Source organism: Microbacterium gilvum, from assembly GCF_039543865.1.
Lineage (GTDB): Bacteria > Actinomycetota > Actinomycetes > Actinomycetales > Microbacteriaceae > Microbacterium > Microbacterium gilvum.
In genome coordinates this window covers 75,494-98,741 of sequence record NZ_BAABKO010000001.1, presented here as the reverse complement: position 1 = coordinate 98,741, position 23,248 = coordinate 75,494, and the positions used below count along the sequence as shown (strand labels likewise).

General features: G+C 72.4%; 22 protein-coding genes and 1 other RNA gene. 12 read left to right on the top strand and 11 right to left on the bottom strand.

Annotated elements, in window-relative coordinates; all coding sequences use genetic code 11:
• From ABD998_RS00450 to ABD998_RS00425, 6 genes are all read right to left on the bottom strand, one after another.
• A complete protein-coding gene (locus ABD998_RS00450) occupies positions 1-483 on the bottom strand; it encodes a hypothetical protein (protein WP_345434808.1) in 483 nt (160 codons plus the stop codon).
• 89 nt (positions 484-572) lie between these two features.
• Entirely contained in the window at positions 573-842 is a 270-nt protein-coding gene (locus tag ABD998_RS00445; protein WP_345434806.1) for a hypothetical protein, read from the bottom strand.
• Positions 839-994, bottom strand: coding sequence for a hypothetical protein (locus ABD998_RS00440; protein ID WP_345434804.1), 156 nt, complete (start codon positions 992-994; stop codon positions 839-841). Before ABD998_RS00440 ends, ABD998_RS00445 begins: the two co-directional genes overlap by 4 nt.
• Before the next feature lie 7 nt (positions 995-1,001).
• A complete protein-coding gene (locus ABD998_RS00435; RefSeq protein WP_345434802.1) occupies positions 1,002-1,304 on the bottom strand; it encodes a hypothetical protein in 303 nt (100 codons plus the stop codon).
• Positions 1,304-1,549, bottom strand: coding sequence for a helix-turn-helix transcriptional regulator (locus ABD998_RS00430; protein ID WP_345434800.1), 246 nt, complete (start codon positions 1,547-1,549; stop codon positions 1,304-1,306). The genes ABD998_RS00435 and ABD998_RS00430 overlap by 1 nt, the downstream gene beginning before the upstream one ends.
• A gap of 1 nt (position 1,550) precedes the next feature.
• Complete coding sequence (locus tag ABD998_RS00425; protein ID WP_345434798.1) at positions 1,551-1,829, bottom strand: helix-turn-helix transcriptional regulator; 279 nt, start codon at positions 1,827-1,829, stop codon at positions 1,551-1,553.
• 88 nt (positions 1,830-1,917) lie between these two features.
• Here ABD998_RS00425 and ABD998_RS00420 point away from each other — a divergent pair, with 88 nt between their 5' ends.
• The 3 genes from ABD998_RS00420 to ABD998_RS00410 are packed head-to-tail and all read left to right on the top strand — an operon-like array spanning position 1,918 to position 4,014.
• Positions 1,918-2,382: a hypothetical protein gene (locus ABD998_RS00420; protein WP_345434796.1), complete on the top strand. Its 465-nt coding sequence runs from the start codon at positions 1,918-1,920 to the stop codon at positions 2,380-2,382.
• A 10-nt stretch (positions 2,383-2,392) separates the two neighbouring features.
• Positions 2,393-2,842, top strand: a complete 450-nt coding sequence (locus tag ABD998_RS00415) for an ImmA/IrrE family metallo-endopeptidase (RefSeq protein WP_345434794.1) — start codon at positions 2,393-2,395, stop codon at positions 2,840-2,842.
• A complete protein-coding gene (locus ABD998_RS00410) occupies positions 2,842-4,014 on the top strand; it encodes a tyrosine-type recombinase/integrase (RefSeq protein ID WP_345434792.1) in 1,173 nt (390 codons plus the stop codon). Before ABD998_RS00415 ends, ABD998_RS00410 begins: the two co-directional genes overlap by 1 nt.
• Before the next feature lie 120 nt (positions 4,015-4,134).
• On the opposite strand, the gene ssrA is transcribed toward ABD998_RS00410, so the two are convergent.
• Positions 4,135-4,504, bottom strand: a transfer-messenger RNA (tmRNA) gene (gene ssrA / locus ABD998_RS00405).
• A 154-nt stretch (positions 4,505-4,658) separates the two neighbouring features.
• On the opposite strand from ssrA, the gene ABD998_RS00400 reads away from it, so the two are divergent.
• From ABD998_RS00400 to ABD998_RS00375, 6 genes are all read left to right on the top strand, one after another.
• A complete protein-coding gene (locus ABD998_RS00400) occupies positions 4,659-6,302 on the top strand; it encodes a hypothetical protein (RefSeq protein WP_345434790.1) in 1,644 nt (547 codons plus the stop codon).
• Positions 6,303-6,334: 32 nt separating this feature from the next.
• Positions 6,335-7,804, top strand: coding sequence for an MFS transporter (locus ABD998_RS00395; RefSeq protein WP_345434787.1), 1,470 nt, complete (start codon positions 6,335-6,337; stop codon positions 7,802-7,804).
• A gap of 102 nt (positions 7,805-7,906) precedes the next feature.
• Positions 7,907-8,680 carry a hypothetical protein gene (locus ABD998_RS00390; protein ID WP_345436878.1) on the top strand — a complete coding sequence of 258 codons (774 nt, stop codon included), beginning with the start codon at positions 7,907-7,909 and terminating at the stop codon, positions 8,678-8,680.
• Entirely contained in the window at positions 8,677-10,257 is a 1,581-nt protein-coding gene (locus ABD998_RS00385) for a DNA polymerase Y family protein (RefSeq protein WP_345434785.1), read from the top strand. Before ABD998_RS00390 ends, ABD998_RS00385 begins: the two co-directional genes overlap by 4 nt.
• The gene (locus ABD998_RS00380; protein ID WP_345434783.1) at positions 10,257-13,727 is read left to right on the top strand and encodes an error-prone DNA polymerase; all 3,471 of its coding nucleotides are present in this window, start codon (positions 10,257-10,259) and stop codon (positions 13,725-13,727) included. Before ABD998_RS00385 ends, ABD998_RS00380 begins: the two co-directional genes overlap by 1 nt.
• A gap of 58 nt (positions 13,728-13,785) precedes the next feature.
• Entirely contained in the window at positions 13,786-14,304 is a 519-nt protein-coding gene (locus ABD998_RS00375) for a hypothetical protein (protein ID WP_345434781.1), read from the top strand.
• Positions 14,305-15,079: 775 nt separating this feature from the next.
• On the opposite strand, the gene ABD998_RS00370 is transcribed toward ABD998_RS00375, so the two are convergent.
• Both ABD998_RS00370 and ABD998_RS00365 read right to left on the bottom strand, forming a co-directional pair.
• Positions 15,080-16,516, bottom strand: coding sequence for a DUF6716 putative glycosyltransferase (locus ABD998_RS00370; RefSeq protein WP_345434779.1), 1,437 nt, complete (start codon positions 16,514-16,516; stop codon positions 15,080-15,082).
• Positions 16,517-16,526: 10 nt separating this feature from the next.
• Entirely contained in the window at positions 16,527-18,245 is a 1,719-nt protein-coding gene (locus ABD998_RS00365) for an acylneuraminate cytidylyltransferase family protein (RefSeq protein ID WP_345434777.1), read from the bottom strand.
• 183 nt (positions 18,246-18,428) lie between these two features.
• Here ABD998_RS00365 and ABD998_RS00360 point away from each other — a divergent pair, with 183 nt between their 5' ends.
• On the top strand, positions 18,429-19,343 hold the full coding sequence (locus ABD998_RS00360; protein WP_345436876.1) for a 5'-3' exonuclease: 915 nt from the start codon (positions 18,429-18,431) through the stop codon (positions 19,341-19,343).
• A 21-nt stretch (positions 19,344-19,364) separates the two neighbouring features.
• Here the strand turns inward: ABD998_RS00360 and ABD998_RS00355 are convergent, their stop codons facing one another.
• On the bottom strand, positions 19,365-20,594 hold the full coding sequence (locus ABD998_RS00355) for an MFS transporter (protein WP_345434775.1): 1,230 nt from the start codon (positions 20,592-20,594) through the stop codon (positions 19,365-19,367).
• Positions 20,591-21,655 carry an anthranilate phosphoribosyltransferase gene (trpD, locus tag ABD998_RS00350; protein WP_345434773.1) on the bottom strand — a complete coding sequence of 355 codons (1,065 nt, stop codon included), beginning with the start codon at positions 21,653-21,655 and terminating at the stop codon, positions 20,591-20,593. Before trpD ends, ABD998_RS00355 begins: the two co-directional genes overlap by 4 nt.
• A 166-nt stretch (positions 21,656-21,821) precedes the next feature.
• Between trpD and ctaE the strand changes: the two genes are divergently transcribed.
• Positions 21,822-22,415: an aa3-type cytochrome oxidase subunit III gene (gene ctaE, locus ABD998_RS00345; protein ID WP_345434771.1), complete on the top strand. Its 594-nt coding sequence runs from the start codon at positions 21,822-21,824 to the stop codon at positions 22,413-22,415.
• 21 nt (positions 22,416-22,436) lie between these two features.
• Positions 22,437-23,237, top strand: coding sequence for a cytochrome bc1 complex diheme cytochrome c subunit (qcrC, locus tag ABD998_RS00340; protein ID WP_345434769.1), 801 nt, complete (start codon positions 22,437-22,439; stop codon positions 23,235-23,237).
• Positions 23,238-23,248 lie beyond the last annotated feature (11 nt).

Here is a 23,248-nt window from a genome sequence, read left to right as displayed (position 1 = left end):
TCAGCCCGCCACCTTCACCGGCCACGCGATGCCCGCGTGCGCCGAAATCTGCTTGGCCGAGTACGTCATCGGCATGCCGAGCGCGTGAGCGCCGGCGGCTGCGAGCGCGACCGCGTCCGCAGCGTTGTGGTCCGGGATCTGGACCTCGGGGAACGTGGCGCGCACCCGGTCGAGCACTGCGCCCTTGCGGACCGCCTGCGACGTGCCACGCGCGAACCCACGCCCCACAGCCAGGAGCTCACGCGTGTTCGGCGTCACGACCGCGACCGGCCCACGGGCGAGCAGCTGGTCGATGAGCATCCAGCGCAACCCCGCGCGCTCGTCGGCCTTCCCCCGGAACTTCCCCGCGATCGCGGGGCCCTCCACCACGGACAGGTCGACCTGGGCGGGGACGCCCACGAGCATGCCCGTCAGCATCCGCCGCATCCGGCGCCGCTCCTCCGCGATCGGGTGCTCTGCGCCAGCGGGCGCCGGCGCGGTCACACGCCGCGCGTTCATCGCACGGTGGCCGCCGGCATACTCCAGGCCAGCGACGCCCGACGTCGTCAGCGATGGGTCGAACCCGAAGACGATCACAGCGGCACCACGATCGCGAGATCCTCGACGCACCTCGTCGTCATGCGATGGCAGGCGAAGCACACGAGCACGAAGAGCGCATCCGACGCGAGCCGCTCGTTGAGCGCCGCGATGCACGTCGCGCACAGCAGCACCAGGTCGCCGCACGACCGGCACGTGCACGAGTGCGTCGCCGCGTGCGGGTGGTCAGGGCACGAGCGCCCGCAGGGCACCTCGAACTCGAGCCCCTCGAGCACGACCGTGTCGGCGTCCAGGAGCGTGCTCACGAGACACCCCCAACCACGAGAGCGAGCGCGCCGAGCACCGTCGCGAGCACACCCGCGGCCGTCGCGGCAACGAACCCTGCGCCCAGTCCCCGAGGCTCGACATCGACCGTCGGGATCTCCCGCGTCACCGTCGCCGCCGGCACGCGCTGCATCCGCCACCTACGCGCCATGACGCACCGCCACCGCACGCTCCTGGTGGTCTTCGGTGCAGTCACACCCGTCGCACGCGAGGTGCCGGCCGTCACGGCAGTCGAAGCACACACGGACGACGAGCACCGAGGCGGCACGACGCACGGGCGCGAGCGTCGCGACGGCCGCGAGACCTGCGATCGCACCGAGGAGCGTCGCCCCGTTGTGGACCGGAGTCAGGGCTGCAGCGCTCGCGACAGCGGACTGGGCCAGGCACCCGACGCTCGTCACGACGAGCGCAACGCGCGCCGTCACCATCGGCACGGAAGCCATCAGCTCGCCTCTCGTGTCGTGACCCGAGACGCCGCGATCCACGCGAGCACGTCGGACTCGAGGTAGAGCACGGCACCGCGAGAGTCTGTCCCGCCGGTCGGCTTGAAGTAGTCGGGCTTCTGGCGCCGCTTGCGGCGCTCCCGCAGCGTCTCGACCGTGATCCCGGGGGCCATCTCCGCGACCTGCTCCGGGGAGAGGTACCGGACGGAGGGCGCCGCCTTCATGGGCGTGACGTTGCTGGGCATCTCAGGCCGCCGCGCTCTCTTCGGCCGCCGCATCGGGCTGCACGATCTGGACGACCTCGCCGAGCCCGAGCCCGAACGCCTGAGCGATGCCGACGATCGTGCGGAGCGTGGGCTCCTCCCCCGCCTTGAGGCGCTGGTAGGTCGGCCGGCTGACACCGATCAGGCGTGCGAACGCCTCGTCGCTGCGGACGGTGGACTGCAGGCGGAGGCGCTCGAGCAGTCCAGGGCGGATCATCACGAGGGGCGGCTGGCTCGCCGCCTCACCATTTGGCTTGTTCATGTACCAACTGTCGCGCCGGTGTTCCGCGCTGTCAAGCTGACGTTCAATTTGGCTTGCGCATGATCCATCTTTGGTTCAAGATTGAGCCATGAACGAGAGCATGCGGTGGCTAGACAAGGTCCGAGGCAACGACTCGATCCGTGAGGCAGCGCGCAAGATCGGCACGACGCACGCGACCCTTTCCCGCCAGGCGGCAGCCGGGAGCTTGTCCTTCGAGTTCGTCCGCGACCTCGCTCGCGCGTATAGCCGCGCGGTGCTCCCCGACCTTCTCGCGATGGGCCACCTCAGCCGCGAGGACGTCGGCGCCGGCGACAGCGAGACAGCACTGCACGCGGCCAGCGAGGAGGAGCTCGTGGCCGAAGTCGCGCGCCGCCTGGGCGTGACCGAGATGGGATCGCTGTTCGACCAGCCGGCGTCGGTCGCGTTCGCCAACGTCCACCAGTTCCCCAACCGGAATGTCGGTGACCAGGACGAGGATTTCGAGGAAGTCGCATCGGAGACGATCTCCCCTAGGCCGGAGGGCGAGACGGACGCCGACTACGACGGTGCCTGAGGGGGACACCATGCACGACCTACTGAAGCTCGCCCACGACCTCGGCATGGAGGTCTACGAAGGGCACGGGAAGCACCTCGGTGGATACCGGCCCGGAGAGAACCGCATCCGCATCCGCCCCGGGCTGTTCCGACGGGACGCCCGCGGCGTGCTGGCGCACGAACTCGGCCACGTCGTCCTCGAGCACCGCCCGACGCAGCTCGGCCTCCTCAGGAAGCGTCAGGAGCTCGCCGCAGACGAATGGGCGGCGTGCTACCTCATCGACCGCGACCGCTACGCCGAGGTGGAGCGTCTGCGCGACGGCCACCTCGCGTCGATGGCGTTCGATCTCGACGTCGTGCCGGAGCTCGTGCGCGCGTACCAGCGCCGTCTCCTCAGGCTCGGCGACGTCCTCTACGTCGCGCCGCGCATGGGCTCCGGGCAGTGGGACGAGAAGCACGACATCGGGGAGACCCACTGATGGCCGGCGCAGTGAAGTCCTACGAGACCGCATCCGGGCGCCGGTGGGAGGTCCGCTACCGGAAGCCGGACGGCGCCCAGACCCGCAAGCGCGGGTTCAAGACGAAGCGCGACGCCGAGACGTACGCTGCCGGCGTCGTCGTGTCGAAGGCCACAGGCGACTACGTCGACCCCGCGCGCGGCCGCATCACCATCGGCGAGCTCTCGACTGCATGGCTCAGGAAGAAGAGCGGACTGAAGCCGTCGTCGTACCACTCGATCGAGGTGGCGTGGACGGTCCACGTCGAACCGCGCTGGGGACACATTGCTGTCAAGGACGTGACGGCGAGCGCGGTCGAGACGTGGATCCAGGACATGGTCGAGGGCGTCGCTCCCGTCACGCGGAAGCGGGAGACGAAGCAGACCACAGGCGGTAGGTCCGCGTCCGTCGTGCTGCGCGCACTCGGCGTGCTCGCGGGCATCCTCGACGACGCACAGCGCGACCGCCGCATCCACCGCAACCCAGCCCGCGGACTCGAGAACCTGCCCCGGAAGACGGCGAAGAAGGACCGCCGCTACCTCTCGGACGCAGAGGCCGCAGCGTTCGCGAAGGCGGTAGCGGATCCCGTGCGCGGGCCCCTCGTCATCTTCCTGGCCTACACCGGCCTGCGCTGGGGTGAAGCCGTCGGCCTCCGCGTCCGCGACCTCAACACCGTGCGGCGCCGAGTCCACGTCCGCCAGAACGCGGTCGAGGTCGACGGCGAGATCGAGATCGGCGAGCCGAAGACGTGGGAGCGACGCAGCGTGCCCTACCCGGCGTTCCTCGCGACCACGCTGCGAGGTCTCGCGAAGGGCAAGGGGCCTGACGCGTACCTATTCGCGGGAGACCTCGGCGGCGTGATCCGCAGGCCGAAGACCGACGAGGACTCCGGCAGCTGGTTCCGGGCCGCTCAAACCGCGGCCGGCATCGAACGACTCACGATCCACGACCTGCGCCACACGGCGGCGTCGCTCGCGATCAGCGCGGGCGCGCACGTAAAGGCCGTGCAGCGGATGCTCGGCCACAAGTCCGCCGCGATGACGCTGGACACGTACGCCGACCTCTTCGAGGACGACCTCGACGACGTGGCCGTGCGCATGGACGAGCGTGGACGCGAGGCCGCGGCCGTCGCGCTCGCCAGCCTGGCCGCGTGAGCGAGTGTGTCCAAACTGTGTCCAAACGACCCGTCGGCGACCCGCATCCGGGCATAGAAAAACCCCCGCGATGCCTACTCTCGTATGGCATCGCGGGGGTTATCCACAGGCGACAGTGGTTGGTGGAGCTGGGGGGAATCGAACCCCCGTCCAGCGCTGAGTCTCTGGGGCTTCTCCGGGCGCAGTCCGTGAAAGCGTTCTGCTCGGCTCCGACCTTTGTCACGAACACCTAAGTCGACGAGCCCAGTCGAGAAAGAGTCCCGCGCGGCGTCCCGACACCGCCGCGCAGCGAGATCCCTAGATGACGCCAGAATCCGTGTCGGGATCACCCACGGTCTGACGGACTATCGGGCTCGCTTAGGCAGCGAGGGCGAAGTCAGTGCGCTTGGTTTCGGCACTTATTGGTTCGCAGGGAGCGTTTACGAGATAACCCTGCATCCTCGGCCCGCTTCTCGCAGATTCGCAAGCACTGTCGAAACCGATCAGCCCCGGGAATCCTTCATGCGAAGGGAACCGCTGTCGCACTGTGGAGTTGTCAACCTCGGGCACGCCCGAGCACTACAGAGTACAACGGATGGCGACGACACGCCATTCCGCGCCTCCCGCGCGTCGTGCGCCCCTGGAGGCTTCACTAACCTGGAGGCGTGATCCGCCTCCTCAGCGCCTTCGCCCTCGGAGCCGGCCTCGCGGCCGTGCTGTTCGGCCTCCTCGTCGACGAGCGGTTCATGTGGGTCTGGATCACGGCGATCGTCGTCCTCTCCATCGCCCTCCCCCTGTTCCTCGTCGGACGCACGATGGGCTCGCTCGCCACGGCCTCGCCGAAGCTCGTCGCCGAGGCCCGCACCGCCGGCCGCATCGCCGCGGCACGCGTCGACGCGATCCGCCGCACGGGGACGACGATCAACGACCAGCCCGTGTGCGAGCTCGATCTCTCGATCGCGCCCTCCGACCGTGCCCCGTACCGGACCACCATCCGCCAGCTGGTGGACATCGTCGATCTGCCCGGCCTGCAGCCGGGGGCTGCCGTCGCCGTCGCCCGGCTGCACCCCGACACCCCCGACGTCGTCCTCGTCGACGACCGGCTCGACGACGGCGAGGCGCGCGTCGCGCGGCTGCCGAGCCGCGACCGCATGAGCGACTGGAGCGCCGGCCCCGTCGTGCTGGGGGCGGAGCCGCCGAAGCCGCGCCGCACCGGTCCGCTCATCGGCATCGGGAGGAAGGGCCGCGGATGGCGCTTCGCCGCGTACGCCGCCCTGTTCGCCGCCGGCGCCGCGGCCGTCCTCCTCCCCGCGTCCGCCGACGTCGAGCGCGCCGTCGCGGAGATCGCGACGGGCGAGGACCGCACGTCCTTCTTCGCCGAGGGGCGCCTGGAGACCGCGATCGCCGCGATCGCCGAGGCCTCCGGCACCGACGAGAGCGTGGGCGTCAACGTCTACGGCGAGTACGTCATCGCCGACATGGCGACATCCGACGGGGCGACCACCTTCGACACCTGGACGTTCCGCGACGGCGCGGCGACGCGCGATGGAGCCGCGACCATCCAGCCGACCGATCCGGAGCTCGAGCGCTTCCACCTCGACGAGGTCGCGTGGGGCGCCTTCCCCGCCCTCATCGAGCGCGCGGTCGAGGTCGCCGACGTCGACCGTCGCGATCTCACGAGCGGTCCCTACGCCTTCGTCGAGCGAGGATGGCCCGTCGACGACGTGCGCGAGCCGCTCGTCGTCCGGGTGTCGTTCGGAGACGACTACACGTCGTACTCCTACGATGCGACCGCCGACGGCCGACTCCACGACGACGTCCTCGCCGCGGGCCCGAAGGCGACCGGCGTCGCGAAGCCCGTGGAGGACCTGCTGGCGTCGGGGCTGCCCCTCGCCATCCAGCGCCTCCAGGCCGCCGGCGACTCCGACGAGACGACCGGCGTCACCGTGTTCCCGACCTGGATCGACACGGCGCTCGCGACGGCTGCCGGCGCCGACACGTTCGACGACTACTCGTACGAGGAGCGCAGGGCGACCGTCGACGGCACGGGGTCCACGGCATCCGACCCGGCCCGCGACGTCTTCCGCCTGTCCGACGTCCCGTGGGAGCGCGTGCCCGAGCTGCTCGCCGACGCGTATTCCCGCGCAGGCATGGATCCCGGAGGCGACGACGACCCGTACCTCATCGTCGACCGCTCGCCGTTCTGGGGCGACGCCTACCCCGTGACGATGCTCTTCTACCTCCCCGGCGCGTACGAGACGACGGTCGTCGAGTACGGCGTCGACGGCGCGTTCCTCGATCTGTTCTGACAGCGGGCTCGCGAGGGGTCTACCGTGACGGTGTGACCCGAATCGTGCGCCCGGCGCGCTCCCGCACCGCAGCGCGCTCCGCACCGCGTCTCGGAGTGCTCACGACCGTCGTCGGCTTCCTCGCGGCCGTCGAGTTCACGAGCGGCGTGCTGCAGGGCTACTACACGCCGCTCCTCACCGACATCGCGCGCCATCTCGGCATCCACGACGCCGACGTGAACTGGCTCGAGGGCACGCAGCTCATGCTGTCGGCCCTCGTCGTGCCGGCCTTCGCGAAGCTCGGCGACCTCGTCGGGCACAAGCGCATGCTGCTCGTGTCGACGGCCGTCACGGCGGTCGCCTCGCTCGCCCTCCCGTTCATCGACTCCTTCCCTCTCTTCCTCGCCGCATGGGCGCTGCAGGGCTTCTACGTCGTCTGGCTCCCGCTCGAGATCGCCCTGATCTGGTCGCGGTCTCGGGCGCTCGGGGCGCCCGCCGTGCTCACCGCCCGCGCCGCGGGCATCCTCGTCGCGTCCCTCGAGGCCGGCGCCATCTCCGGAGCGCTCGTCGGCGGGGCCCTCGTCGACGCGCTCCCGCTCCGCGTGGTCCTGCTCATCCCCGCCCTGTGCGTCGCGGCGTGCTTCGTCGTCATCCTCTTCGGCGTCGCCGAGGGGCCGCACGCGGATCGAGGCCGCTTCGACACGGTCGGCCTCGTGCTCGTCTCTCTCGCGCTCATCGCGTTCACGGGCGGCCTGTCGCTGCTGCGTCTGGGAGGGCCGGGCGACCTCGCCGCCTGGCTCGTCGTCCTGCTCGGCGTCGGCCTCTTCGCGCCGTTCGCCCTCTGGGAGCGGCGTCACCCCGATCCGCTCATCGACGTCCGGATGTTCGCCGATGCCGCGCTGTGGCCCGTCTTCCTCACCGCCGGGCTGTTCGGGGTGAGCGTGCTCGGCGCGCAGGCGCCGCTGTCGACCTTCGCCCGCACCGATCCCGCCGTGCACGGATACGGCCTCGGGACGAGCGGGTTCTCGACGTCGCTCATCATCGGCCTCTATCTCGTCGCGATGATCGCGGGCGCGCTCCTCTACCCCCTCGCCTCGCGGCGGGCGACGCCGCGGTCGGCGCTCGTCTCCGCCTCCGTGCTCGTGGGCGCGGGGTACCTCCTCTTCCTGCCGCTGCACGACTCGTACGGGCAGGTCGTCGTGAACATGATGATCGCGGGCGTCGGCTCCGGTGCGCTCGTCGCCGCCCTCCCCGCCGCCGCGGCGGCGGCCGCCCCGCCCGCGCAGACCGGCGTCGCGACGGGCCTCACGAACTCCGTGAAGACGGTGGGCGGCGCCATCGCCTCCTGCGTCTTCGGCATCGCCCTGCTGCAGGGCGTCGCGGATGGCGCGGGTGCGGCCGAGGGCACGGCGGGGTCGTTCGCGGGCTATGTGACGGTCTGGGTCGTGTGCGGCGTCACGGCCCTCGTCGCCGCGGCGGCGCTCCTCCTCGTCCCGAAGGGGGCGTTCTCCGACCCCGCCTGAACGGGTCCCGCCCCTCCGATGCCGATGTCGGAGGTCGGAAATAGTGTTCGAACGTCCCCGCTGGACGGGGTAGAACATAGTTTCTATGATGGCGGGGTGGGTATGGCGCTTCCGGTCGAGGTGCTGCGTCTGCAGACCGAGATCAGCAGGATGCAGCGGGCGAGCGCGCGGGTCGACGCGCTCCCCGTCCACGGCGCGCTCTCCCCGCTCTTCCCCGAGGGCGGTCTCCGCCCGGGCGCGGCGTACGCGCTCGATCCCTCGGCGAGCCTCCTCCTCGCCCTGCTCGCCGAGCCGTCGCGCGCGGGGTCGTGGTGCGCCGCCGTGGGGATGCCCGATCTCTCGTCGGAGGCCGCGGAGGCGGCGGGCGTCGACCTCTCCCGTCTCGCCCTCGTCCCCGAGCCCGGCGAGCGCTGGCTCGCAGCCGTCTCCGCGATCGCCGAGGTCTTCCCCGTCATCGCCGTGCGCCCCGCCGGCGTCCCGCGCGACGCCGACGTCGCCCGGCTCTCGGCGCGCCTGCGCGACCGCGGCGGCGTCCTGCTCGTGACGGGCCGCTGGCCGCAGGCCGAGGCCGTGCTGCGCCTGGAGGATCCGTCCTGGTCGGGCATCGGCGACGGGCACGGCCTCCTCTCCGCCCGCACCGTGACCGTCGCCGCGACGGGCCGGCGCTCCCCCGTGCCGCGCCGCGTGCGCGTGCAGCTGCCCGGCCCGCAGGGCGCGCCTGTCGCCGTCTCCCGCCCGCGCCTGGCGCCCGTCCCCGCACCCGAGCCGGCGGCGACGACGCCCGATGACGACAGGGCAGCCCGTGCCCGCGACGTGCTCGCGCGCGCCGAGCAGAGGATGCGCGCGCCGCGCCGCGGTCTGGCGGCGATCGGATGACCCGGTCGCTCGTCGTGTGGCTGCCCGACTGGCCCGTCACGGCGCATCTGCGCACCGCCGCGCGCACGGCGGAGCGCCGTTCCGCGCGCCACGGCCCCGTCGCGCCCGCCGCGGGCCCGACGACGGCCGACGCCGCCCCGCCGATCGCCGTGCTGCACGCGAACCGCGTCGTGGCGTGCTCGGCCTCCGCGAGGGCGGAGGGGGTGCGGCGCGGGCAGCGGCGGCGCGACGCCCAGTCGGCGTGCCCGTCGCTGCGCATCGTCGCGGCCGACGCCGGGCGCGACGAGCGCGCCTTCCTCCCTGTGCTGACGCGCCTCGACGAGCTCGCCCCCGGCGTGCAGCCGCTCCGCCCCGGCCTCGCGGCCATCCGCGCGCGCGGGCCCGCGCGCTTCTACGGGGGCGAGCACGAGGCGGCCGCCCGGCTGCTCGAGGCGCTCGGGGAGCTCGGCCTCCCCGGCGCCCGCGTCGGGATCGCCGACGGCGTCTTCACGGCCGACAGGGCCGCGCGCCTCACGACGCCCGATGCCCCCGTCCGCCTCATCGCGCCCGGCTCCTCCGCCGCGTTCCTCGCGCCGCTTTCGATCGCCGCGATCGACGACGAGGCGCTCGTCTCGCTCCTCGTGAAGCTCGGGGTGCAGACCCTGGGCGGGTTCGCCGCCCTCGACGTCGAGCAGGTCAGGGCGCGGCTCGGTGCCGACGGCGTGCGTCTGCACGACCTCGCACGGGGCGCCGACTCGCGCGCCGTCGAGCCGCGCACGCCCCCGCCCGAGCTCGCCAGGGAGCTCGCGCTCGAGCCGCCACTGGAGCTCGCCGACCAGATCGCGTTCGCCGTGCGGCAGATGTGCGACGACGTGTGCACGGCGCTCGGCGAGGAGGGGCTCGTGTGCACCGAGGCGCGCATCGTCCTCACCGACGACCACGGCACGCGCAGCGAGCGGGTGTGGCTGCACCCCACGCGCTTCGACCCCGCCGCCCTCGTCGACCGCGTGCGCTGGCAGCTGCAGGCCGAGGAGGGCGGCGCCCTCGCGGGCGGCATCGTGCACGTGCGCATCGAGCCGGAGGCCGTCGACGACAGCGTTCACCACCAGCCCGCGCTCATCGGCCAGGGTCCCGACGAGCGGCTGCACCACGCCATGTCGCGCGTGCAGGCGATGCTCGGCCATCGCGGCGTCGTCTCCCCCGCGATCGGCGGCGGCCGCTGGCTCGAGGAGCGCGAGGTGCGCGTGCCATGGGGCGACGGCGAGCGGCCGGCGCAGAGCAGGGAGGAGCCGTGGCCGGGCTCCCTGCCCGCTCCGCTCCCGAGCGAGGTGCTCCATCCGCCCCGCTCCGTGCGCGTGACGGGAGAGGGCGGGGTCGCGGTCGACGTCGACGAGCGCGGCGCGCTCACGACGCCGCCCGCCGTCGTCGACGGGCGGGCTGTGATCGCCTGGGCGGGCCCGTGGCCCGTCGTCGAGCGCGTCTGGGACGCCGAGCGGATGCGGCGAGCGCACCGGTTCCAGATCGTCGACGCCGCGCAGGACGCCTGGCTGCTCGTGCTCGAGGGCGGGGCATGGCGCATCGAGGGCAGGTACGCCTGATGGGCTTCCACAACCCTCCCGTCCCGTGGTCGACGCTCGAGAAGGCGCTGAACGGCAGCCGCCCCGATCCCGTTCCCGCCGGGGCCGACGGCGGCGACAGCCCCGCCTGGAGCCGCAAGCGCGGCGCCTATGCGCCGCCGTCCATCGAACGGCCGGACGACGCCGTGCCCTACGCCGAGCTGCACGCGCACTCGTCGTTCTCGTTCCTCGACGGCGCGTCGTCGCCCGAGGCGCTCGTGGAGGAGGCGGAGCGCCTCGGCCTGCATGCGCTCGCACTCTCCGACCATGACGGCTTCTACGGCCTGGCGCGGTTCGCCGAGGCCGCGGAGAGCACATCGGTGAAGACCGTCTTCGGGGCGGAGCTGTCGATCGGGCTGCGCGAGCCGCAGAAGGGGCACCCCGATCCGGAGGGGTCGCATCTGCTCGTGCTCGCACGCGGGGAGGACGGCTACCACCGGCTCTCCGCGGCGCTCACGCGGGCTCAGCTGCGCGGCGGAGAGAAGGGCCGCCCGTTCTACGACCTGGAGGAGCTGGCCGCCCAGGGGGACGGGCGCTGGGTCGTGCTCACGGGATGCCGCAAGGGCTCCGTGCGCCGGAGGCTCGAGCCGGCCGTGCGGGCGGCGGGCTCCCTCGACGGCGCTCGCGCAGAGCTCGACCGGCTCACGGCGCTGTTCGGCCGGGAGAACGTGCACGTCGAGCTCGTCGACCACGGCGACCCGCTCGACTCGCGCCGCAACGACGCCCTCGCCCTGCTCGCGCACGACGCCGGCCTCCCCACGGTCGCGGCCAACAACGTGCACTACGCCGCGCCGTCCGACGCCCGCCTCGCCGCCGCCGTCGCCGCCGTGCGCGCGAACCGCAGCATGGACGATCTCGACGGATGGCTGCCCTCCCACACCGCGGCGCATCTGCGCTCGGGGGCGGAGATGACCCGGCTGTTCTCCCGCTACCCCGGCGCCGTGGAGCGCACCGTGCCGCTCGCCGACGAGCTCGCCTTCCCGCTGCGCCGGGCCAGGCCGGCGCTGCCGAAGCTCGACCTCGCCGACGGGTGCACCCCCATGGCGCACCTGCGGCACCTCGTCTGGGAGGGCGTCGACCGCAAGTACCCCGGACGTCGGGAGGAGGTGCGCACCCGCATCGAGAAGGAACTGCACGTCATCGAGCAGAAGGACTTCCCCGGCTACTTCCTCATCGTGCACGGCATCGTTCAGGAGGCGCGGCGCCGGGGCATCCTCTGCCAGGGGCGCGGCTCGGCCGCCAACAGCGCCGTCTGCTACCTGCTCGACATCACGGCCGTCGACGCGATCTTCTTCGACCTGCCGTTCGAGCGGTTCCTCTCGGCGCTGCGCGACGAGGAGCCCGACATCGACGTCGACTTCGACTCCGACCGCCGCGAGGAGATCATCCAGTGGGTCTACGAGCAGTACGGCCGGGATCGTGCCGCCCAGGTCGCCAACGTCATCCAGTACCGGCCGAAGAACGCGGTGCGCGACATGGCGAAGGCGCTCGGCTTCTCCCCCGGGCAGCAGGACGCCTGGTCGAAGCAGGTGGAGGGATGGGGGGCCTCCCTCGAGACGGGACCCGACCACGACATCCCCGAGGAGGTCGTGCGCTACGCGACCGAGCTGCTGAAGGCGCCGCGGCACCTCGGCATCCACTCCGGCGGCATGGTGCTCACCGAGCGCCCCGTCGGCGAGGTCGTGCCGATCGAGCACGCGCGCATGGACAAGCGCACGGTCATCCAGTGGGACAAGGACGACGCCGCGTGGATGGGCCTGGTCAAGTTCGATCTGCTGGGCCTCGGCATGCTCGCCGCGCTGCAGCACTGCTTCGACATCATCCGCGAGGCGACGGGCGAGACGTGGACCCTCGAGACGCTCCCGAAAGAGGAGGCGGCCGTCTACGACATGCTGTGCCGCGCCGACTCCATCGGCGTGTTCCAGGTGGAGTCGCGCGCGCAGATGGGCCTGCTCCCCCGGCTGCAGCCGCGACGCTTCTACGACCTCGTCGTGCAGATCGCGCTCATCCGGCCCGGGCCCATCCAGGGCGGTGCCGTGCACCCGTTCGTGAAGCGCAAGGCCGCCCTGCAGGAGTACCGCGCGGCCCATCCCGAGCTCGACCTCGAGGAGTGCATCGCCGCCGTCGTCGAGTACCCGCACCCGAAGCTGAAGAAGGTGCTGCGCCGCACCCTGGGGGTGCCGATCTTCCAGGAGCAGCTCATGCAGATGGCGGTCGCCGTCGGCGACTGCACGGCGGCGGAGGCCGACCTGCTGCGCCGCGCCATGGGGTCCAAGCGCGGGCAGGAGAGGATCGAGACCCTCAAGGACAACCTGTACGCCGGGATGGCCCGCAACGGCATCGAGGGCGCACTCGCCGACGACCTGTACCGGCGCATCCAGGCGTTCGCGAACTTCGGGTTCGCCGAGTCGCACTCGCTGTCGTTCGCGCTGCTCGTGTACGCGTCGTCGTGGATCAAGCTGCACTACCCCGCCGCGTTCCTCGCCGGGCTGCTGCGCTCGCAGCCCATGGGGTTCTACTCCCCCGCCTCGCTGACGGCCGATGCCCGCCGTCACGGCGTGCGCGTGCGCCGCCCCGACATCAATCTGTCCGGGGCGATGGAGGGCCTGGAACCCCTCGACGACGTCCGTCCTCCCGTCCCCAGCCCCACCGGCCGCTCGTCCTGCGCCGAGCCGGAGCAGCCGCCCGTGCCGCCGTTCGACCGGTCGGCGCCCGACGAGTCGGCCGCGCACCGCCGCGACGGCGCCCACGTCGTGCGGCTCGGGCTCGCGGGCGTCACGGGCGTGGGCCTCGCGACGGCGAGGCGGATGGTCGCCGAGCGCGATGCGCACGGCCCCTACGCCGATCTGCACTCGCTCGTGCGGCGGACCGGCATCACGGAGGCGCAGGTCGAGGCGCTCGCCACGGCCGGCGCCTTCGAGAGCCTCGGGCTGACCCGGCGCGAGGCGGTCTGGATGGCCGGGGCCGCCGCCCTCGACCGGCCGGAGTTCCTGCCCGGCACGGTCGCCGCGGTGCAACCGCCCCTCTTCCCCGATCCGTCGAGCTTCGAGCAGCTCGCCGACGACCTGTGGGCGACCGGGATCTCCGTCTCCGACCATCCCCTCGCGCACTACCGGACGGCGTTGAACGCCCGCGGCGTGCTGCCGTCGACCGCGCTGCGCGGCCACGAGCCGGGGCGGCGCATCGAGGTCGCCGGCCTCGTCACGCACCGGCAGCGGCCCGCGACGGCGTCGGGCATCACGTTCCTCAACCTCGAGGACGAGCACGGCCTCATGAACGTCATCTGCTCGCAGGGGGTCTGGAACCGCTACCGGCGCGTGCTGCGCGACAGCCCCGCCCTCATCGCGCGGGGCATCCTCGAGAGCACGCCGGAGGGGGTGGTGAACCTCGTCGCCGACGCCTTCGACGACCTGCGCGTGGGCGTGAAGCACGCCTCCCGAGACTTCCGCTGACGCCGCGGGGCTGTGGACAACTCGCGCGCGCAGGTCGCGATCCCACTACCGTGAGGCCATGCCGCGCCGTCGCCTCGCCATCGCCGTCGTCTCCGCGACCCTCGCCGTCGCGCTGACCGCCTGCACGCCCGAGCCCGCCGCGACACCCACCCCCACCGGCTTCGCGAGCGAGGAGGAGGCCTTCGCCGCCGCCGAGGAGACGTACCGGGCATACGTCGATGCGAGCAACGAATTTAATTCAGGGAATGACGAGGCAACCCCTGAAGAACATCTCATCGGCGAGATGCTACAGACCGAGCGGGAGACTAGAGACCTTCTCGAAACAAACGATCAACACTTTGAGGGTGCATTCCTCGTCTCGCAGTTCATTCCAGAAAAATACGCCCAGATAGCTCACTCAGTGACAATTACCGCCATCGTGTGCATGGATTCAAGCGATGTGATAGTGGTTGACGCCGATGGCGAGGACGTCACCCCAGCTGATGACAATCCGGAATATGCATTGCACGTCACATTCACCAGCGTTAACGGCCAACTACTGATCTCAGACAGCCAACAAAGCGACGAATCATGCTGACGCTAATACTGGCGAGCACTTTGCTCTTCGGGCACAATGATCCACCCCCGGCATATGATTCAGTTACTCAGGGCTGTTCCTACGCGGAGCAAAAGCTCGGCATCTGCCCCGACATCGACAACGGCGGCGATCATGTCCAGGTCGGCGGCGAGCAGGAGCTGCCGGGATCGCAGGGCGAGACGCAGCCGCAGCCGATCGACATCTCGGGAGGCGTCCCCGGCGGAGGCTCGGGCGGAACCGGAGGCGCGGGCGGAGGCTCGGGCGGAACCGGAGGCGCGGGCGGAGGCGACGGCGCTCCCGCCGAGCCGGAGGAGTGCACGATCGACGAGTGGAACGAGTCCGGGCACCGCTGCATCCTCGAGAAGCCTCCCGTCGAGAGCGAGCCGGAGGAGCCCCAGGCGCCGGTCATCCCGGCCATCACGGATCGCGACGTCGCGACCTTCGCTCCTCCCGGCCCTGCGCTCTCGACCGAGCCGGCCGGCGCCGCCATCGTCGGCATGCCCTTCAACGCGATCGCTCCCGCACAGGAGGCCGTCGCAGGCGGCTCCCTCTTCGGGCTCCCCGTCTCGGTCGTCTTCACGCCGATGTCGTACGCGTTCGACTTCGGCGACGGCACGGTCGTGAGCGCGACGTCGGGCGGCTCCTCGTGGGACTCCCTCGGCCTGCCCGACTACGCCGCGACCGCGACGAGCCACGTGTACGCCGGCCGCGGCACGTTCACGGTCGTCGCCTCGGTCTCGTACGGCGCCGTCGTCGACTTCGGGCCGTGGGGCGTCTACCCCGTCGAGGGGCTCGTGACGGTCTCCTCGACCGCGACGACCGTGCGCGTCGTCGAGTCGCACACGGCACTCGTCGAATCCACCTGCCTCGAAGACCCCGCCGGCCCCGGCTGCTGACGGCCCCGATCGCGACGGGCCCTCCGCGCGGCCCGCAGGATCTCGCGGACCGGCACGCCGACGGCGTACGCGACGGCGCCCGCGAGCGAGCGGTCGGAGGTGCCGAGAGCGAGCCGCCGCTCCCACGCGTCCCGCGCCCGCCCGCCCCACCGCGCATACGGCGGGCGACCGGGCGCCCCTCCGGCCCTCCGACGCTCCACGAGCTCGTCCAGCCGCGTCGTCCAGTCGTCGTCCTCGGCCGGATGGAAGTAGTTCTCGCGCAGCCACGCGGCGTCGGGCCTGCGGAACGCGCGCCGCACGACGTCGTCGAGACCGCCGAACACGCCGCTCCCCTCGAACACGAGGTTGATGAGCCGCGCCGAGACGCCGAAGTCGTCGATCGCGATGACGGGCACACCCCGCGCGATCGCCTCGACGGCGGCCGTGGAGCTCACCGTCACGAGGCCCTCCGCCGTCTCCAGCGCCTCCCCCATGGGCGCGGTCGAGAACACGAGGTTCCGGGGCACGGGGCCGAGCGCGCGGATGAGCCCGGGGTACGCGTCGTGCTCCTCGTGCGTCTGCTTCTCGCCGGCCGCCCCGCGGAGCTTCACGACGACCCTCCGCGACGGGTCGGCACGCGCCGCCTCGACGAGCGCGCGCGCGATCCGCACCCGGTCCTCCCGCTCGTGCGGCACGATCGCCTGCCCCGCGAACACGAGATCCCGCCCAGACGGACGATCGCCCTCCGCTCCGTCCGACGCGCTGCCATCCCCCACCCCGCCGCCCCTCGCTCCGCCGTTCCCCGCCGCGCCATCCGCCGCGTCGACATCCGACCCCGCGCCCTCCGCCGCTCGAGCGAACGGCAGCCGTGCCAGCGCGAAGTCCTGCGCGATGCCTCGCCGATGGGCGAGCGCCCGGAACGCCCGGATCTCGCGGTGCGCGTGGAGCACGAACAGATCGCACTGGCGGCGGAAGTGGAGCGCGAGCCACGTCGCGGGCACCGAGATGCCCGGCAGGCCCGTGACGAGCACCGGTCTCGGCGTCAGCGAGGCGACCTCCCGCGCGACGACGCGCACGAGCGGTCCGCGCGCCGCCACGAGCACGGCATCGGCGCCGTCGACGAGCGCGGGCAGCTCGTCGAACCCCGCGCGCCGCACACGACCGGCAGGCAGCCCGCTCCCGGCGAGCGCCGCGGCGAGCTGGGCGTCGCTCACGACGAGCTCGGTGTCGAGCACGACGAGCTCGGCGACTCCGTCCGTCAGCGTGCCGAGGAGGGCGGCAGCCCACTTGACGTACGAGTCGGTGTCGGCGACGCCGACGATGCGACCCGCCCTCACGACAGCGCCGTCATGCGCCGATCGCGGCGGCCTGCCGGGCGAGCCGGTCGATGAGCGGCGCCATCGCGCGCGACATCTCGAGCTGCTCCTCCGAGTCGATCTCGATCGCCGTCCGCTCCGGCACCTCGACGATCTCGATGCGGCCGAAGAACCGGTGCCGCGCGCGGCGGAAGCCTGCGGCATCCAGCACGTAGAACGCGCCCGTCTCGAGGTAGTGCGGCTCCCGGTCCTGACGCCGCGGACGATGGCCGACCTCGTGGTTGACGGCGTCCGCACCGCCGGCCGTGCGGCGCCACAGGAAGCCGTACGACTCCACCGCCGAGAACGCGCTGTCGGCGGCACCGCCCCGCACCCGGTCGACGGCGCCGCGCAGGGCGTCGGCGTCGATGAAGGGCGACGTCGCCTGGAGGAAGACGAGCACCCGCGGCGACACCCCGCGCTGCGCGAGGGCGTCGAGCGCGTGCAGGAGCGCCGACTCCGAGCTCGCCGTCGCTCCAGACAGTTCGGCGGGCCGGTCGATCGCATCGGCGCCGTGCGCACGCGCCGCCGCGGCGATCTCGGCGTCGTCGGTCGACACGTAGACGCGGTCCACCCCCGCCGCCTGCGCGGAGCGGACGGCGCGGCCCACGAGCGGCACGCCGCCGATGCGGCGCAGGTTCTTCCCCGGCACGCCGACCGAGCCGCCGCGGGCGGGGATGACCGCGACGACCTCCGTGCTCGCGGCGGTCGACACTCCCCCGGGGTCCCCCGACCCCTCCGCGTCGACCGCCGCAGCCTCGCTCGGAGCCGTGGCCCCGGAATCCTCGCCGAGCGTCTCGCCCGTGCGGCGCACGACGCCGTCCTTCTCCCGCAGCACGCTGCCGGTTCCCTCGAGCAGGAGCGGGAGCGTCGTCGTCGCGCTCGTCGCGAGCGACACCACCTCGAGAGGGCGGCCCGCGCCCGCGAGCACGAGCTCGACGGGCAGGCCGAGCCGCGCGAGCGTCACGCCGGAGAGCGCGGCGACGAGCTCGAGCTGCTCCTCCGGCTCGCGCCGGTGCGGCAGATAGGTGACGGGTTCGGCAGCGGCCTCGTCGGCGACCCAGGCGATGTAGTCGGGCAACGGCATGCGCCCGTCCACGGGGCGCGCGCTGCCGAGGAGGAGGCGGTCGCCCGCGACCGCCCGGCGCGTGCGCTCGCTCTGCGGGCGCGAGCGGAGCCATCCGAATCCGTGGCGGCGCACCGCGACCCCCGAGCGGGCGAGCGCCGCCTCGCGTTCGGCCCCGAGGGGGAACGCGGTGAACAGGTCGACGTCGCCCGCCGCCGCGCGTCGGCGCACGTGCTCGAGAGCGGCCGGCGCGACCCGCGTCGTGAGGCCCCGCTCCCGGTTGCCCGGCCGCGCGTACGGCCGCGTCCCCGTGATCGCGTCGGCGAGGGCGAGCGTGTTCGCGCCGTCGTCGAGGAACGTCACTCGCGAAGGCCGCAGCACGCTCGCCGCGAGGCGGAACTGCCCGGAGAAGCCGTCGCCGACCACCCAGTGGGGGTGCGTCGCGAGCAGCCGCCACGGGATGCCGAGGTACGGCGTCATCTCGCCGAGCGGAGCGCGTCGCGCCGCCAGCTCGCCGGCCGTCTCGGGCATCTGCGCCGTCAGGCGGCACGCGACGTCGAGCACGATCCGACGGGCCTTCGCCCACTCGGCGGCCCCGAGGAGCTGCAGCGGCGACTCCACCCAGGCGATCGGCTCGCGCTCCATGCTCAGCCTCCCCGTGACGCACGGCGGACAGGATGCGCCCACCGTCGGCCCCAGCGTGCGCACACGGTGTGAACGTCGTCGGATGGCCGGATGGCGCGAGGGCGACGCGCGGGTGAACGCCCGGTGACCCGCGCGCATGTCGGCGCGCGCTGGCAGGATGGCGGGGTGACGACCCCGCGCCTCATGCTGCTCGACACGGCGAGCCTGTACTTCCGTGCCTACTACGGCGTCCCCGACACCGTGCGCGCTCCCGACGGCACGCCCGTGAACGCCGCGCGCGGGCTGCTCGACATGATCGCGAAGCTCGTGTCACTGTACGAGCCGACGCACCTCGTCGCCTGCTGGGACGACGACTGGCGCCCGCAGTGGCGCGTCGACCTCATCCCGTCGTACAAGGCGCATCGCGTCGTCGAGGTGGTCGCCGCGGGCCCCGACGTCGAGGAGGTCCCCGATCCGCTCGAGGCGCAGATCCCGGTCATCCGGGCAGAGCTCGACGCGCTCGGGATCCCCGTCGTCGGCGCGGCGGCGCACGAGGCCGACGACGTCATCGGCACGCTCGCGACCCGCTCGCGCATCCCCGTCGACGTCGTGACGGGCGACCGCGATCTCTTCCAGCTCGTCGACGACGCTCGCGGCATCCGCGTGATCTCCACGACCAGGGGGATGTCGAACCTCGAGGTCATGACGGAGGACGCCATCCTCGCGAAGTACGGGGTGCGCGCCGACCAGTACGCGGACTTCGCGACGCTGCGCGGCGACGCATCGGACGGCCTGCCGGGCGTCGCGGGCATCGGCGAGAAGACGGCGGCGGCTCTCCTGGCCGTGCACGGCGATCTCGCCGCCATCCGCTCCGCCGCAGAGGCGGAGACCGGCCTCACGAAGGCGCAGTCCGCCAAGGTCCGCCAGGCAGCCCCCTACCTCGACGTCGCTCCGCGCGTCGTCGCGGTCGTCCGCGACCTCGATCTGGGCCCCGTCGACGGCGCCCTCCGCCCGCTCGACGACGCCGCGCGCGACGCAGCCGCGTCCCTCGCGGAGCGCTTCGCGCTCGGGACCTCGATGGACCGCGCGATCGCGGCACTCGACGCGCTGCCTTCCTGACCAGGGCGCCGCATCCCGCCGTCAGCGGCGCGCAGCGACGACCGCCGCCGAGAGGAAGGCCGTGAAGCCGATCGCGAGGGCGAACGTCACGCCGAGCGGCGCCGTCCATCCGCCCGTGAGCTCGTGCAGGGCGCCGATCGCCGGCGCGCCCGCGGCACCCATCACGTAGCCGCCGCCCTGGACGAGGGCGGAACCGGTGGCCGCCTCGGCGTCGGTGCGCGAGTGGCCGACGAGCACGGTCATCACGACGACGAACCCGCCGCCGTGCGCGATGCCGCCGATGGCGGTCCACAGCAGGAAGGCGTCGGGCGCGAACAGCAGCCCCGCCGACAACGCGAGCCAGCACGCGCTCACGACGCCCGCCGGCACCAGGATGGGCAGCCGGTGCGCGAGCGCGGGCACGAGGAGGGCTCCCACGATGCCGGCACCCTGGAAGATCGACGCGAACGCGCCGGCCCGCGTCGGATCGGATCCCGTCGTGTCGCCGATGAGCGTCGGCAGCCATGTCGAGATGGCGTAGTACCCCGCTGACTGGCAGCAGAAGGTGGCGACGAGCAGCCACACGACGGGGCTGCGCGTCGTCCGCCCCGAGCGGGAGACGGTCGGCACCGGGCCCGTGAGCACGATCTGCTCCGGCCCGCCGGCCTCGCCCGAGTACCGTTCCGCCCACGTCGCTCCGGGCACGCGGTCGCGACGCATGTGCAGAAGCCACAGCGCGAGCCCGGCGATCGTGATCCAGACCCACGAGAGCACGGCCGCCGACCATCCGACCAGCTCCGCGATCGGCGCCGTGCCGAGCGTCACGACGAGCGACCCGACGTTGAGGAGCGCGGCGTATCCGGCCGTGACGGTCGCGACGTGGCGCGGCGGGACGTCGCGGCGGATGATGACCGGCAGCACGACGTTGCCCACCGTGATGCCGGCGCCGATGACGACCATCCCCGCGAGCATCCAGGAGAAGCCCGGCAGGAGCCGCACGAGCGTGCCGACGACGATCGCGACGAGGCAGGCCAGCAGCGCGAGCTCCGCGCCCGCCCGCCGGATGACGAGGGCCGCGACGGGCGTGAGCGCCGCGAACATGATCACGGGCAGCGTCGTGAGGAGCGACACCGTGGCCGCGTCCACGCCGAACGCCTCCTCGATGTCGCGGAGCACGGGCGTCACGGCGAGGATGGGCGCGCGCAGCGTGAGCGACGCCGTCAGCAGGGCGACGACGACGAGCCAGGGGAACGCGTGGCGCGCGCGCGTCACGCCGCGGCTGGCCTGCGCGTCGCGGCGATCCAGGCGTCGAGCTTCGCCGTCGCGCGCCCGTCGTCGACGGCGGCCGCCGCCTCGCCGAGCGCCTCCGACAGGCGCTGGATCATGTTGCGCTGAGCCTGGGTCGGGTCCTGTGCGAGCCGGTAGGCGACGATGCCGGCCGCCGCGTTGAGCAGGACGATGTCGCGGACAGCGCCCTGCTCGCCCGCGAGGGTGCGCCGCAGCACGTCGGCGTTGTGCTCTGGCGAGCCGCCGAGCAGGTCGTCGATCGTCGCCGACGGCAGCCCGACGTCGCGCGGATGGATGTCGAACTCGTGCATGTCGCCGTTCGAGATCTCCCAGATGCGGCTGTAGCCCGTCGTCGTGAGCTCGTCGAGGCCGTCCTCGCCGCGGAACACGAGCGCGGTCGCCCCGCGTGTGCGGAAGACGCCCGTGATGAGCGGGACGCTCTCCAGGCGGGCCACGCCCACGGCGTTGGCCTCGGCGCGCGCCGGGTTCACGAGCGGCCCGAGGTAGTTGAACACCGTCGGCACGCCGAGCTCCGCGCGGACGGCGGCCGCGTGCCGGAAGCCCGGATGGAACGCCGCTGCCCAGGCGAACGTGATGCCGGCGTCGTCGAGGACGCGCGCGACGTCCTCCGCCGGCAGCCGGAGGTCGATGCCGAGCGCGCTCAGCACGTCGGAGGACCCCGACTTCGAGCTCGCCGCCTTGTTGCCGTGCTTCACGACGGGGACGCCCGTCGCCGCGACGATGATGGACGCCGTCGACGAGATGTTCACGGTGCCGTAACGATCGCCTCCCGTCCCGACGATGTCGAGCACGCGGGGATCGACGGGCAGCGGGACCGCGGCCTCCAGGATGGCGTCGCGGAAGCCGATGATCTCCTCGACCGACTCGCCCTTCGCCCGCAGCGCGAGCAGGAATCCGCCGAGCTGCGCGGGCGTCGCGTCGCCGTTCATGACCTGCCGCATGGCCCACGTCGCCTCCGACACGCTGAGATCGCGGCGGGCGAGCACCGTCGTCAGGAGCGAGGGCCAGGACAGAGCGTCGGTCATACCCCGATCTTACGGCGAGCGCAGGGCGGTCTCCCAGCGGGTTGTAAGGCGAACCTAAGTGCAACCGGGGGTCGGCGCACACCCCGTGGTGCCAAAATCATGCGCCGGAATCGGCCATAATGGACGGGTGACGACCTCAGCTACGTATGCCCCAGCGCCGAGAACCGTGAAGCGCCCAGATCCCGTCGCCGTCGGCACGATCGTCTGGCTCGGCAGCGAGGTCATGTTCTTCGCGGGACTGTTCGCGATCTACTTCACCCTTCGCAGCACCTCCCCCGACCTGTGGGCGGATCGCACGGAGATCCTGAACGTCCCGTTCGCGTTCGTCAACACCGTCATCCTCGTGCTCTCGAGCGTGACGTGCCAGATGGGCGTGTTCGCCGCCGAGCGCATGCAGCCGTACAACGACCCCACCCAGAAGGGGTGGAAGCGCATCGGCATGGTGCCCTGGTACTGGGCGACGTTCTTCATGGGCGCGGTCTTCGTCTCCGGCCAGGTGTGGGAGTACGCCCAGCTCGTCGCGGAGGGCATGCCGTACGGCGCCGACTCGTACTCGGCCGCGTTCTTCCTCACCACCGGCTTCCACGCGATGCACGTCACGGGCGGCCTCATCGCATTCCTGTTCACCATCGGCCGCGCCTACGCGGTCAAGAAGTTCACGCACAAGGAAGCGACCACCGCGATCGTCGTGTCGTACTACTGGCACTTCGTCGACGTGGTCTGGATCGCCCTGTTCGCGGTCATCTACTTCCTGAAGTAAGAGCGGAGCAACAACACCCTCATGGCACGACTGAAGAAGCGCCGCTCGAACGGCCGTCGCAGCCCTCTCGCCGCCGCCGCGCTCATCGGCATCGGTCTCGTCCTGTCCGGCGGCATCTACGCGGGAGCATCCGCCGCCGTCGCCGCGACGAACGAGTCGACGGCGTCGACCGCCCTCACGGCCGAGGACGGCGAGAAGCTGTTCCAGGCCAACTGCGCGACCTGCCACGGTCTCGACCTGCAGGGCACCGACAACGGCCCGTCGCTGTACGGCGTCGGCGAGCTCGCCGTCGAGTTCCAGGTCTCCACTGGCCGCATGCCCATGGCGATGCAGGGCCCGCAGGCAGACCAGAAGCCCGTGCAGTTCACCGAGGACCAGATCCTCGCGATGGCGGAGTACGTGCAGTCGGTCGCGCCCGGCCCCGAGTACCCGAGCGAGCACACGCTCGACGGCGAGGGCGACGTCGCGCGCGGCGCGGAGCTCTTCCGCATCAACTGCGCCATGTGCCACAACGTGGCCGCCGCAGGCGGCGCGCTGACGGAGGGCAAGTTCGCCCCCGACATCATCGACACGAGCGCCCTGCACATCTACGCGGCCATGGTCACGGGCCCGCAGAACATGCCGGTGTTCAACAACCTGAACCTCACCCCCGAGGACAAGCGCGACATCATCTCCGCGCTGCTGTACCAGCAGGAGGCGCAGGCCCCTGGCGGCTTCACGATCGGATCGCTCGGCCCCGTGGCCGAGGGCCTCTTCGTGTGGATCTTCGGCATCGGCGGTCTCGTGGCGATCACCGTGTGGATCACGGCGAAGTCGAACTGACGATGGCGAAC

Coding starts and splice junctions, on each gene's coding strand:
- ABD998_RS00440 (WP_345434804.1), bottom strand. CDS start 994: ATGCAGCGCGTGCCGGCGGCGACGGTGACGCGGGAGATCCCGACGGTC.
- ABD998_RS00435 (WP_345434802.1), bottom strand. CDS start 1,304: ATGGCTTCCGTGCCGATGGTGACGGCGCGCGTTGCGCTCGTCGTGACG.
- ABD998_RS00430 (WP_345434800.1), bottom strand. CDS start 1,549: ATGCCCAGCAACGTCACGCCCATGAAGGCGGCGCCCTCCGTCCGGTAC.
- ABD998_RS00425 (WP_345434798.1), bottom strand. CDS start 1,829: ATGAACAAGCCAAATGGTGAGGCGGCGAGCCAGCCGCCCCTCGTGATG.
- ABD998_RS00420 (WP_345434796.1), top strand. CDS start 1,918: ATGAACGAGAGCATGCGGTGGCTAGACAAGGTCCGAGGCAACGACTCG.
- ABD998_RS00415 (WP_345434794.1), top strand. CDS start 2,393: ATGCACGACCTACTGAAGCTCGCCCACGACCTCGGCATGGAGGTCTAC.
- ABD998_RS00410 (WP_345434792.1), top strand. CDS start 2,842: ATGGCCGGCGCAGTGAAGTCCTACGAGACCGCATCCGGGCGCCGGTGG.
- ABD998_RS00390 (WP_345436878.1), top strand. CDS start 7,907: ATGGCGCTTCCGGTCGAGGTGCTGCGTCTGCAGACCGAGATCAGCAGG.
- ABD998_RS00385 (WP_345434785.1), top strand. CDS start 8,677: ATGACCCGGTCGCTCGTCGTGTGGCTGCCCGACTGGCCCGTCACGGCG.
- ABD998_RS00380 (WP_345434783.1), top strand. CDS start 10,257: ATGGGCTTCCACAACCCTCCCGTCCCGTGGTCGACGCTCGAGAAGGCG.
- ABD998_RS00375 (WP_345434781.1), top strand. CDS start 13,786: ATGCCGCGCCGTCGCCTCGCCATCGCCGTCGTCTCCGCGACCCTCGCC.
- ABD998_RS00365 (WP_345434777.1), bottom strand. CDS start 18,245: ATGGAGCGCGAGCCGATCGCCTGGGTGGAGTCGCCGCTGCAGCTCCTC.
- ABD998_RS00360 (WP_345436876.1), top strand. CDS start 18,429: ATGCTGCTCGACACGGCGAGCCTGTACTTCCGTGCCTACTACGGCGTC.
- trpD (WP_345434773.1), bottom strand. CDS start 21,655: ATGACCGACGCTCTGTCCTGGCCCTCGCTCCTGACGACGGTGCTCGCC.
- qcrC (WP_345434769.1), top strand. CDS start 22,437: ATGGCACGACTGAAGAAGCGCCGCTCGAACGGCCGTCGCAGCCCTCTC.